This window comes from Thermohalobacter berrensis (assembly GCF_003609645.1).
GTDB lineage: Bacteria > Bacillota > Clostridia > Tissierellales > Thermohalobacteraceae > Thermohalobacter > Thermohalobacter berrensis.
This window is the reverse complement of the sequence record NZ_MCIB01000001.1, coordinates 388,499-401,114: the sequence shown is the minus strand read 5'-3', so window position 1 is coordinate 401,114 and position 12,616 is coordinate 388,499. Positions and strand designations below refer to the sequence as shown.

At 31.9% G+C, this 12,616-nt stretch carries 11 protein-coding genes; all 11 read left to right on the top strand.

Annotated elements, in window-relative coordinates; all coding sequences use genetic code 11:
• Positions 1–200: 200 nt before the first annotated feature.
• The 11 genes from BET03_RS02090 to ltaE all read left to right on the top strand — a co-directional run bounded on the left by BET03_RS02090 (position 201) and on the right by ltaE (position 12,616).
• The gene (locus tag BET03_RS02090) at positions 201–1,433 is read left to right on the top strand and encodes a serine hydroxymethyltransferase (protein WP_120166734.1); all 1,233 of its coding nucleotides are present in this window, start codon (positions 201–203) and stop codon (positions 1,431–1,433) included.
• 118 nt (positions 1,434–1,551) lie between these two features.
• Positions 1,552–2,961, top strand: a complete 1,410-nt coding sequence (locus BET03_RS02085) for a sigma-54 interaction domain-containing protein (protein ID WP_120166732.1) — start codon at positions 1,552–1,554, stop codon at positions 2,959–2,961.
• Between the two features lie 214 nt (positions 2,962–3,175).
• Positions 3,176–4,219, top strand: coding sequence for a 2,4-diaminopentanoate dehydrogenase (ord, locus tag BET03_RS02080; RefSeq protein ID WP_120166730.1), 1,044 nt, complete (start codon positions 3,176–3,178; stop codon positions 4,217–4,219).
• A 14-nt stretch (positions 4,220–4,233) separates the two neighbouring features.
• Positions 4,234–4,548: a 2-amino-4-oxopentanoate thiolase subunit OrtA gene (gene ortA / locus BET03_RS02075; protein WP_120166728.1), complete on the top strand. Its 315-nt coding sequence runs from the start codon at positions 4,234–4,236 to the stop codon at positions 4,546–4,548.
• Positions 4,541–5,959 (top strand): 2-amino-4-oxopentanoate thiolase subunit OrtB, encoded by a 1,419-nt coding sequence (gene ortB / locus BET03_RS02070; protein WP_120166726.1) that lies wholly within the window; start codon positions 4,541–4,543, stop codon positions 5,957–5,959. The genes ortA and ortB overlap by 8 nt, the downstream gene beginning before the upstream one ends.
• A gap of 13 nt (positions 5,960–5,972) precedes the next feature.
• Positions 5,973–6,338 carry an ornithine aminomutase subunit alpha gene (locus tag BET03_RS02065; protein ID WP_120166724.1) on the top strand — a complete coding sequence of 122 codons (366 nt, stop codon included), beginning with the start codon at positions 5,973–5,975 and terminating at the stop codon, positions 6,336–6,338.
• Positions 6,338–8,554 carry a D-ornithine 4,5-aminomutase subunit OraE gene (gene oraE, locus BET03_RS02060; protein ID WP_120166722.1) on the top strand — a complete coding sequence of 739 codons (2,217 nt, stop codon included), beginning with the start codon at positions 6,338–6,340 and terminating at the stop codon, positions 8,552–8,554. Before BET03_RS02065 ends, oraE begins: the two co-directional genes overlap by 1 nt.
• Positions 8,544–9,920: a GlmL-related ornithine degradation protein gene (locus BET03_RS02055; RefSeq protein ID WP_120166720.1), complete on the top strand. Its 1,377-nt coding sequence runs from the start codon at positions 8,544–8,546 to the stop codon at positions 9,918–9,920. Before oraE ends, BET03_RS02055 begins: the two co-directional genes overlap by 11 nt.
• 53 nt (positions 9,921–9,973) lie before the next feature.
• On the top strand, positions 9,974–11,035 hold the full coding sequence (gene orr, locus BET03_RS02050) for an ornithine racemase Orr (protein WP_279230311.1): 1,062 nt from the start codon (positions 9,974–9,976) through the stop codon (positions 11,033–11,035).
• A 90-nt stretch (positions 11,036–11,125) separates the two neighbouring features.
• Entirely contained in the window at positions 11,126–11,455 is a 330-nt protein-coding gene (locus BET03_RS02045) for a DUF4870 domain-containing protein (RefSeq protein WP_120166716.1), read from the top strand.
• 129 nt (positions 11,456–11,584) lie between these two features.
• Positions 11,585–12,616: a low-specificity L-threonine aldolase gene (gene ltaE, locus BET03_RS02040; protein ID WP_120166714.1), complete on the top strand. Its 1,032-nt coding sequence runs from the start codon at positions 11,585–11,587 to the stop codon at positions 12,614–12,616.

The following is a 12,616-nucleotide window of genomic DNA, read 5'->3' as shown; positions in this document are numbered from 1 at the left end:
TGGAAAGATAATTTATTATTTAATATATTTTGGCTAAACTCCTGTATAGAACACCAAATTACTTGTAATATATTAACTATATTTTATATAATAAACATATAGCTTGATTAAAAAATTAGTATAAATGTATTTTGAATTGGGAACTATTCAGTATGTGGTATTATTTACTATTACTTTTTTATGAGAAAGGGGTAATAAAGATGGATTTTAGTAACTTGAGAAAAGCTGACCCAGAAATTATGAAGGCTATTGAAGATGAAATTAATAGGCAAGAGACCAAAATTGAATTAATTGCATCAGAAAACTTTGTAACAAAAAGTGTTATGGAGGCTATGGGAAGTCAGCTAACAAATAAGTATGCAGAGGGATATCCGGGAAAACGTTATTATGGGGGATGTGAATTTGTTGACATAGCTGAGGATCTAGCTAGAGATAGATTAAAAAAGCTTTTTGGGGCAGAACATGCAAATGTTCAACCACATTCTGGAGCAAATGCAAACTTAGCTGTGTACTTTGCAATTTTACAACCTGGTGATAAAGTTTTAGGAATGAACTTATCACATGGTGGACATTTAACTCATGGTAGTCCTGTTAACATATCAGGTACATATTTTAACTTTATATCCTATGGTGTGAATAAAGAAACAGAAAAGATTGATTATGATGAAGTTAGAGAAATAGCTAAAAAAGAAAAGCCAAAGCTTATAGTAGCTGGTGCAAGTGCATATCCTAGAACAATTGATTTTAAAAAGTTTAGAGAAATTGCTGATGAGGTTGGAGCCTATTTAATGGTTGATATGGCTCATATAGCTGGTTTAGTAGCGACTGGATTACACCCTAATCCAGTAGAATATGCTCATTTTGTTACTACAACAACACATAAAACTTTAAGAGGTCCAAGGGGTGGAGCGATTTTATGTAAAAAAGAATTTGCAAAACAAATAGATAAAGCTATCTTTCCAGGTATACAAGGTGGACCATTAATGCATGTTATAGCAGCAAAAGCAGTTAGCTTCAAAGAGGCACTACAAGAAGACTTTAAACAATATCAAAATCAAATTATTAAAAATGCAAAAGTTTTAGCAGAGAGCTTAAAAGAAAAAGGATTCAGGTTAGTTTCAGGTGGAACTGATAACCATCTTATTCTAATTGATTTAAGAAATAAAGGATTAACAGGGAAAAAAGCAGAAGCACTATTAGACGATGTAGGAGTAACTACAAATAAAAACACTATCCCATTTGATCCTGAAAGCCCATTTGTAACAAGTGGATTAAGAATTGGAACTCCAGCTGTAACAACTAGAGGAATGAAAGAAGAACAAATGAAAGAAATAGCAGATATCATTTCCCTTACATTAGATGAAAATAATGATAGAGAGGAAATTAAAGAAAGGGTAAAAACCCTATGTGAAGAATTTCCACTATATAAATAATTATAAAAACCCTTAGTATGAACTAAGGGTTTTTATTTATATAATTTAATGCTACAAGTATTGAGATTTAGATATAATTAAAATATAATTTTATTAAAAAAATTATAAAGGTGATTCTATGAAAAAAGAGATATTAGATAATTTAATACTGCAAAAAATTTTGCAGTATATAGATGAAGGCATTCATGTTATTGATAAAAATGGTAAAACAATTATATACAATGATAATATGGCTCAATTAGAGGGGTTAGAAAAAGCCCAAGTAATTAATAAAAAATTACTAGATATTTTTCCTAGCCTTGATGAAGAGACAAGTACTTTATTTACAGTTATGAAGACAGGTAGACCAATTTTAAATAGAAATCAGACCTATTTAAATTATAAAGGTGAAAAAATAACTACTGTTAACACAACAATACCCATATTTTACAGTGGGGAAAGAATTGGGGCATTGGAAATAGCAAAAGATGTAACTAAAATTAAAAAGTTGTCTGAACAGTTGGTTGATTTACAGCTAGAGCTTACTGAAAAAGGTGATAATAATAAAAATAGACAAACTATACCTAAATATACTTTTGATAATATTATTGGAAATAGTAGAGAAATAAAAAATGCTATTAATCTGGCAAGGCAAGCCACTAAAACTTCCTCTACAGTTTTAATTTATGGTGAAACTGGTACAGGCAAAGAATTATTTGCTCAAAGTATTCATTATTGTGGAATAAGGAAAAATAAACCTTTTATAGCTCAAAATTGTGCGGCTTTACCTGAATCATTACTGGAAAGTATTTTGTTTGGTACAATTAAAGGAAGTTTTACAGGTGCTACAGACAAACCTGGTTTATTTGAGCAGGCAAACGGTGGTACATTACTGTTAGATGAAATAAATTCAATGGGACTTACATTACAAACTAAACTTTTAAGAGTATTGCAAGAAGGTTATATAAGAAGGATTGGGGGACTTAAGGATATACCTATTGATGTAAGAGTTATTGCTACAACAAATGAAGATCCTTTACAAGCTGTAAAAAAAGGAAATTTGAGAAGGGATTTATATTATAGATTAAATGTAATTTCTATAAAAGTTCCATCTTTGAGAGAAAGAAAAGAAGATATAGGATTACTTTGTGATTATTTCATTAGCAAATATAATAAAAGACTTGGTAAAAATGTCTGGATGTTATCACAAGATGTTCAAGATAATTTTAAGAGATACTCTTGGCCAGGTAATGTAAGGGAATTAGAAAATATGATTGAAGGTGCAATTAATCTTATTCAAGATGATGAACATGTTTTAAAGAAGGAACACTTTCCTACATTTATTAATGGAGAAAATGAAAATCAAATAGATGTTTCGAAAGAAATTAATTTTAATAATTCACTACCAGATGTAATTAGTAATATTGAAAAAAAATTAATTTTAAAGGCACTAAAAGACACGAATTATAATATAACTAAAGCTGCAAAACTCTTGAAAATTAAAAGACAAACCTTACAACATAAGATAAAAAAATATAATCTAAAATGATAACCGCAAAATAGTTTGCACCAATATGCAAATTATTTTGCGGTTATTTTAATTTATGGCCATAAATGTATAATTTGATGAAAATCAAAAAACTTTAAATTATGCGAAAATTAGCAAAAAACATATAATTTTGTTTTTGATCCAATGTTGGCAGGATAATTGCATAAAATATAGATGAAAAATAAAAATATTAAAAATATGGAGGTGTATCTAAATGGAAAAAGTTAAAGTAATAATTTGGGGTTTTGGAGCTATGGGTAGTGGAATGGCAAAGATGCTATTAAAGAAAAAAGGAGTAGAGATAGTTGGCGTATGTGATAGAAATAAAAATAGAGTAGATAAAAGTATGTATGAAGTTTTAGGAATAGAAAAAGAAGATAGACCAGAGGTAATTATCAAAAAGAATATTGAAGATGTTGTAAAAGAAGGATGTGCAGATGTAGTATTATTAGCTACTGATTCATTTACTAAAAATGCTTTTGATAAGATTAAATTCTGTTTAGAAAATAAAATTAACGTTATTTCAACAGCAGAGGAAATGGCATATCCTCAAGCACAGTCTCCAGAATTGGCTGAAAAGATGGATAAAATAGCTAAGGAAAACGGTGTATCAGTTTTAGGAACAGGGATTAATCCAGGCTTCGTACTTGACTATCTAATATTAGCTTTAACTGGTACATGTGAAAGTGTAGAAAGTATTAAGGCAGCGAGAATCAATGACCTATCACCTTTTGGTAGAGCAGTTATGGAAGAACAAGGTGTTGGAATTACTGAAGAAGAGTTTGAAGAAAGAGTAGAAAAAGATGATTTAGCAGGCCATGTTGGTTTCCCAGAATCTATAAAAATGATTGCAGATGGAATTGGTTGGGAAATTGATAAAATTGAACAAACTAAAGACCCAATAGTATCTCAAACATATAGAAAGACTCAATATGCGGAGGTTGAACCAGGTAATTTAGCAGGAATAAGACAAAGAGGTTATGGATATGTTGATGGAAAAGTTCTAATAGAAATGGATCATCCGCAACAAATACTTCCAGAAAAAGAAGGAGTAGAAACGGGAGATTATATAACAATTAAAGGAATACCTAACATAAATCTACAAATTAAACCTGAAATACCTGGAGGTATTGGTACTATAGCAATGTGTGTTAATATGATACCTCATGTGATAAATGCTAAGCCAGGATTAAAGACAATGCTAGATTTACCTGTACCAAGAGCAATAATGGGAGATATGAGAGATCTAATTGAATAAAGGAGTGATTTACGATGAAGATTGCCAAAAAAGGTGACTGGGTTAGAATACATAATGTTGTTTTAAATCCAGAAGAAAGAGCTCCTAAGGTACCTGATGACACAAAAAAAGTTCCATTAGAGATGTGGGTTAAAGGTTTTCTATTAAATGATGAAGCTAAAATAGGAGATGAAGTAGAAATTGAAACTTATATAGGTAGAAAGGTAAAGGGTAAATTAATAGAAATAAACCCCTATTATGACCATGACTTTGGAAAATGCGTTCCTGAACTATTATATATAGGGAAACAATTACGCAGTTTCCTTGAAGGTGGTGAAGTTAATGAGTAAAGATATGAGCTATAGAGCAGTAATGGAGAGAAAAAATGAAATAATGAAAAAGGCAGTAGGTATAGATTATGAAAAATTTGAAACAGACTCTATAGCTTTTAATTATGAAAAGATGATGAGGGAAACAGGGTATACATTAAGTGAAATGCAAAAGATTCAGGCTGAAGTAGGTGTAGGTAATACTCCAATATATGAACTTAAAAACTTAACAAAATTGGCAAGAAAGTTAGCTCCTAAAGGAAAAGGTGCGAGAATATTTATTAAGGATGAAGCTGCTAATCCTTCTGGAAGCTATAAAGCAAGAAGAGCATCTGCAAGTGTTTATCATGCCAAAAAGAAAGGTTATAAAGGTGTTATAGCAGCAACAAGTGGTAATTATGGAGCTGCAGTTGCAAGTCAAGCAGCAATGAGAGGTTTAAAATGCATTATTGTACAGGAATGTTATGATTCAAGGGGGATAGGTCAACCTGAAATTATTGAAAAAGCAAGAAAATGCGAGGCATATGGGGCTGAAGTAGTACAACTTACAGTTGGACCAGAATTGTTTTATACTTTTCTAAAACTATTAGAAGAAACTGGATATTTTAATGCATCATTATATACTCCTTATGGAATAGCTGGAGTAGAAACATTAGGATATGAAATTGCAATGCAATTTAGGGAAAAAGAAGGTAGAGACCCTGATGTTGTTGTTGCCACAAATGCTGGTGGAGGTAACCTTACAGGTACTGCGAGGGGACTTATAAAGGCTGGTGCAACAGAGGTAAAAATAGTTGGAGCAAGTGTAAATCTAAAAGGGCTTCATATGGCAAGTGATACTCAATTTAATAGAAAGTCATTTACTACAGGTCATACTGGATTTGGTATACCATTTGCAACCTGGCCAGACAGGTCTGATGTACCACGCTCTGCAGCAAGGTCATTAAGATATATGGACAGATATGTAACGGTTAACCAAGGGGAAGTATTCTATATTACTGAGGCATTAGCACAATTAGAAGGCCTTGAAAGAGGACCTGCAGGGAATACTTCATTAGCTGCAGCTTTTGCATTGGCTCAAGAATTAGATGAGGACAAAATGATTTTAGTACAGGAGACAGAATATACAGGTGCAGGTAAGCATATACAACCTCAATTGTCATTTGCAAAAGAAAATGGAATTGAGGTAATTGTTGGAAATCCAGATGAAGAAGTACCAGGTAAAAATATCATTCTTCCAAAAGAACCTAACTTAATAAAAGTAAGGGATATAGATTTAAATAAAATAAAAAAATCATATATTAAAAACTGTATAAAACATACCAAAGTAGACAAAGTATCAGAAACTGATCTTAAGTTCCTAGCAGAAGATACTAACTCTTCAGAGGACTTTGTAATAAAAGTATTAAATGAGCTAGACATAAAATATTAAAGGAGGGTTTACCTTGAAAAGAGCAGATGATTTTGAAAAAAGAAGACAGCACTTAAAAGATTTGACAGAAGAAGAATTGGAACAAAGGTTTTGGGAGTTAGCTGAAAAAATTGTTAATCCTATGATTCAATTAGCATATAAGCATACATCACCATCAATTGAAAGATCTGTACTTTTAAGAATGGGATTTTCAAGCTTAGAGGCTAAAGCAATAGTTGAGGGTGCGGTTGATAGAAATCTTCTTGGAAAAGGGGCAGGACATTTAGTATATAGGCTTGCTAAAGAGAAAAATATGGAAATTAGAGAAGCTGGATTAAAACTTGCTGATGGAGAAATGTGGGATGAAGTTGTAAGAATATTTAGAGGGGGTGAAAAGTAATGAAGTTAAAGCCAAATGAAAAGCTTGATTTAAACTATATACTAAAAGATATAGATAAATATAGACCAAGAAGAAGAGGATGGACTTGGAGAAAAGGAACTGGACAAAAAAGAAAAATAGGTGAATTTGAATACTATGAAACATCAGAGTCATTAAAACAAAGTCAGCCTCTTCCAGCAGCAAGAAGTTTTGGTAATATTGATCCTCAACCAGATTATGTTATAACAACAGAAATAGCTTCTGGAAGATTTGAAGATGATATTAGACGTATGAGAATGGCAGCTTGGCATGGTGCTGACCATATTATGGTTATAAGAACAGCTGGACAAAGTCATTTCGATGGCCTAATAGAAGGTACACCACAGGGTGTAGGTGGAATTCCAGTTACTAGAAAACAGGTTAGAGCTCAAAGAAAAGCATTAGATTTAATTGAAGATGAAGTTGGAAGACCAATTAATTATCACTCCTATGTTAGTGGTGTAGCAGGACCAGAGATTGCTGTAATGTTTGCAGAGGAAGGGGTAAATGGTGCTCATCAGGACCCACAATACAACGTATTATATAGAAATATTAATATGATTAGGTCTTTTGTTGATGCAGCTGTTGCTAAAAAAGTAATGGTTTGGGCTGATATGGCTCAAATTGATGGTGCACATAATGCAAATGCAACTGCTAGGGAAGCATGGAAGGTAATGCCAGAGTTAATGGTTCAACATGCTTTAAATAGTATGTATTCTGTAAAAATTGGTATGAAAAAAGAGAATATTTGTTTATCAACAGTACCTCCTACAGCACCTCCAGCACCATGTATGAGAATAGATTTACCTTATGCTGTAGCTTTAAGGGAATTGTTTAAAGATTATAAGATGAGGGCACAAATGAATACTAAGTATATGGAATCTTCAACTAGAGAAGCAACAGTAACTCACGTATTAAACCTTCTTATATCAAGACTTACAAATGCAGACATACAATCAACAATTACTCCTGATGAGGGTAGAAATGTACCGTGGCATATTTACAATATAGAAGCATGTGATACAGCTAAACAGGCATTAGTAGGTATGGATGGTTTAAGAGAAATGGTGCAGCTTAAAAGAAATGAAGGTGAGTTAGCTGAAAAAGTAAGAGAATTAAAAGAAAGAGCAGTATTATTTATGGAAGAGATCTTAGAAGTTGGGGGATACTTTAAAGCAGTAGAAAAAGGGTTCTTTGTTGATTCTGGATACTATCCAGAAAGAAATGGTGACGGTATTGTTAGAAAAATTGATGGTGGTATTGGTGCTGGAACTGTTGTTGAAAGAGAAGAAGATTATATGGCACCTGTAACTGCACACTTTGGATACAATAATATTGCACAATACGATGAAAAAGCAGTTGATAATCCATCATCATTAATAAGTGGAAGTACATTTGAAAACCCTGACAAAATAATCTTTATAGATGAATTAGATGAAAATGATAATGTTCATAAAAGATTAGAAGAAACAAAAGAACTAAGGGAAACTACCAAAATAAAACCTGAAATGGAATGGATGGGAGATGGAGTAATACTTATTACATTATTCTTACCTGTAGAAGAGAGAGTAGCTGAATTTGCTGCCCTTGAATTTGGCAAGAAAATGGGTCTTGAAGATGTGGAAGTAATTCATAAGGAAGTTATGCAAGAGGCTGAAGGTACAAGAATAGAACTAAAAGGTAAGGTCCCATTTACAATAGATACTGCTGAGTTAGATATTCCACCAAAACCTGAGGTTATGTCAGACGATGAGATAAGAAAAGAAATTGAAATGGAACCTATGAAAATAGTAGCTGGAACTGTTGGAGAAGATGAACATTCAGTTGGTCTAAGGGAAATAATAGATATTAAACATGGTGGCATAGAAAAATATGGTATAGAATGTCATTACTTAGGAACTTCAGTCCCTGTAGAAAAGTTAGTTGATGCGGCGATAGAGTTAAACGCTGATGCAATCCTAGCTTCAACAATAATTAGCCATGATGATATCCACTATAAAAACATGAAAAGAATCCATGAACTATGTATAGAAAAGGGTATAAGAGATAGAATTATGTTAGTTTCAGGCGGTACACAAGTTTCAAATGATTTAGCAGTAGAAAATGGAATGGATGCAGGATTTGGTAGAGGAACTAAAGGAGTTCATGTAGCAACTTTCCTAGTTAAGAGAAGGAAGGAAATGAGAAATGAAAATTAACCTTTTGGTTGCGGAAATAGGAAGTACTACAACTGTAGTAAATGCATTTAATGGAATAAGTAGTGGGAAGCCTGCCTTTATCGGTCAAGGGCAGGCACCAACTACTGTTCTTGATGGAGATGTAAATATAGGATTAAAAGGTGCTATCGACAATCTAAAGGAAAATTTAGGTGCGAAAAATATTGAATACGATGAATTAATAGCTACAAGTAGTGCAGCAGGCGGACTCAGAATGACAGTTCATGGTTTAGTCTATGATATGACAGTAAGGGCTGCTAAAGAAGCTGCATTAGGGGCAGGAGCTAATATACATCAGATTACTGCAGGAAGATTAAGACGTACTGACATAAAAAAATTAAAGGAAATTAAACCGAATATTATTTTAATAGCAGGCGGAGTAGATTATGGTGAAAGGGATACAGCACTTTATAATGCAGAAAAAATTGCTGAATTAGACTTAGAAATTCCAGTTATTTATGCTGGTAATATAGAAAATCATGAAGAGATTAAACTTTTATTCGAAGAAACAAAATCAAAACTTTACATAGTTGAAAATGTATATCCCAAAATAGACCAATTAAATATTGAACCAACAAGAAAAGTAATACAAGAAGTATTTGAAGAACATATAACCCATGCGCCAGGTATGACTAAAGTAAGGGAAATGGTAACAGGACCTATTATTCCTACTCCTGGAGCAGTTATGCTTGCATCAAAACTACTTTATAATGAAATAGGGGACTTAGTAACATTAGATGTAGGTGGAGCCACAACAGATGTTCATTCAGTGACTGAGGGAAGTGAAGAAGTAAATAGAATGCTTGTAAGCCCAGAGCCCTTTGCTAAACGAACTGTAGAAGGAGACCTAGGTGTTTATGTAAATATGAAAAATATAGTAAATAGAATAGGAATTGAAAAATTAAGTGAAAGATTAAATATTTCAATAGATGAAGTGAAAAAATTAATAGAAAATCACAAACCAATACCTCAAACAAATAAGGAAAAAAGGTTTGTTGAAGAACTTACCCTAGAAGCAATAGTTACTGCTGTAAAAAGGCATTCTGGAAAGTTTAGGCATTTATATGGCCCTAATGGTAAGAAAACAATTGCTGAAGGTAAAGATTTGACAAATGTAAAATATATTATTGGAACAGGTGGAGCTTTAACTAGGTTGCCTAGAAGAGTAGAACTTATGAAGGAAATTCCTTTGAGCAATAAAGGTAATGAGTTATTGCCAAATAAAGAAGCAGAAATATTAATAGACAATAATTATATTATGGCAACCTTAGGTGTCATGTCAAAAAAATATCCTGAAGCAGCTTTGAAATTATTAAAAGAAAGTCTTAAGATAGTAGCGGAGGGTTAATTCTCCGCTACTATCTTAAGAAAACTTATTTTATAGAAATAGGAGGATTTATCATGTATCCTAGGGTAGAAATAAACTTAGAAAAAATAAAACATAATACTAAGGTTTTAGTCGATAAATGTAAAGATATTGGGATTGAAGTTACAGGTGTAACAAAGAGTTTTTGCGGAATAAAAGAAGTTGCAGAGGCAATGGTGGAAGGTGGAATTTCAATAGTTGCCGATTCTAGGATTGAAAACCTAAAAAAATTAAAGGATATTAAATTACCTAAATTACTATTAAGATTACCTATGTTAAGCCAAACAGAACAAGTAGTTCAATATGCAGATATATCATTAAACTCTGAAATGGAAACTATTAAGAAACTTTCAGAAAAAGCACTAGAAAAAGGGAAAGTACATAAAGTAATTTTAATGATAGATTTAGGTGATTTAAGGGAAGGTATTTTTAAAAAAGAAAAGATTTTAAAGTATGTTAATCAAATTAAAAACTTAAAAGGGGTAAAACTTGTAGGCATTGGAACTAACTTGACTTGCTATGGTGGAGTAATACCAAGTAAAGAAAATTTAAGCAAATTAGTTGATATAAAAAAGGAAATAGAAGAAAAGTTAGACATTAAACTAGAAATTATTTCGGGAGGTAATTCTAGTAGTATTCATCTTATTGACAAAGGTGAAATGCCTAAAGAGATAAATAACTTAAGATTAGGTGAATCAATTATCTTAGGAAGAGAAACTGCCTATGGTAATAAAATTGAAAATACATATGATGATGGTTTTAGACTAGTAGTTGAAATAATAGAATTAAAAGAAAAACCATCAGTTCCAATAGGAGAAATTGGAATGGATGCCTTTGGTAATAAACCAACTTTTGAGGATAAGGGCATAAGAAAAAGAGCAATTTGTGCTATAGGTAAACAGGATATAGATATTGAAGATATAATTCCGGAAGACAAATGTATATCAATATTGGGAGCAAGTAGTGATCATTTAATATTAGATGTTACTGAATGTGACAAAAATTTTAAGGTAGGGGATAAAATCTCATTTAAGTTAACCTATGGAGGAGTAGTTAAATCATTAACTTCAGAATATGTATCTAAGATTTTTATATAAAAAATGTCCCGTATGGGACGTTTTTTTAACTTTATAAACTTAAATGACTATAATATAATTATAATAAGAGTTTATTTGGAGGGAAATAGAATGTATACAACTGAACAAAAGTTATTATCTGCAATAGCACATTTAGGCACATTTGTGGGAATACCTATTTTAGCACCTATAATAATTCTGATTGTAAGTAAAGATTTATTTGTTAAGCAACAGGCTAAAGAGGCATTGTGCTTTCAAATAACATTATTTTTAGGATCAGCTATCGGTGCATTATTGACGTTTATTTTAATAGGAATTCCCATATTATTGGTAGTCGTAATAGCAGGGTTAATTTTGCCAATAGTAGCAGTAGTTAAAATAGTGGAGGGAGAATGTTATTCATATCCTTTTACTGGTAGATTTGTATCTAAATATTTTTAAATTAACCCTTTCATTCAGAAAGGGATTTCTTTTATTGCCTAGGAAATGGGCAAAATTCGCTTAATTACAACAATGAAAAATTTTTTTTTGACATTGTAATACTTTGTTTTCATATAAGGGGGACTATAAATGAAAATTGTAGATTTTAGAAGTGACACTATAACAAAACCTACTGAAGAGATGAGAAAGGCTATGTATGAAGCAGAAGTTGGTGATGACGTATATGGAGAGGATCCAACCATAAACAAGTTAGAAGAATTGGCTGCTGAAAAAATAGGAAAAGAAGCCGCACTATTTGTGCCTTCCGGAACTATGGGAAATCAATTGGCATTACTTACTCATACTGAAAGGGGACAGGAAATTATTCTTGAAGAGAATTCACATATATTTATGTTTGAAGTAGGAGGATTGGCTTTTCTTTCAGGACTTCAATCTAAAATAGTTAAAGGAGAAGACGGAATTTTAAATTCAAAAGTTATAAAGGAAGCTATAAGAAGTAAAAATATTCATTTTCCACAAACAGGATTAATTTGTTTAGAAAATACACATAACATGGCAGGAGGAGTAGTAACACCATTAAATAGAATGGAAGAAATATTTAAGCTTGCACAACAACATAGAATACCAGTTCACTTAGATGGTGCAAGAATTTTTAATGCTTCCACATATTTGGATTGTGATGTTAAAGATATAGCTAAATATTGTGATAGTGTCATGTTTTGTTTATCAAAGGGATTATGTGCTCCTGTTGGTTCTATTTTAGCTGGAGATAAAAAGTTTATAGAAAAAGCTAAAAAATTTAGGAAATTACTGGGGGGAGGTATGAGGCAAGCAGGTATTTTAGCAGCTGCTGGCATAATAGCACTAGAAAAAATGACTCATAGACTAGTAAAAGATCATGAGAACTTAAGAAAATTGGCCTTTGGTCTAGATGATATTAAAGGTATTAATATAGATAAGGATAAAATTCAAACTAATATACTTATGGTGAACCTAAAAGATACAGGCTATAATTCAGATAGTTTTGTTTATGAAATGAAAAAAGAAGGAGTTTTAGCTACAAAAATTGACGAACATACAATTAGGTTTGTAACCCATTACCATATAGATGAAAAGGATATAGAGTATACTTTAAACGTTATAAAAAGAATTCTAAACTAA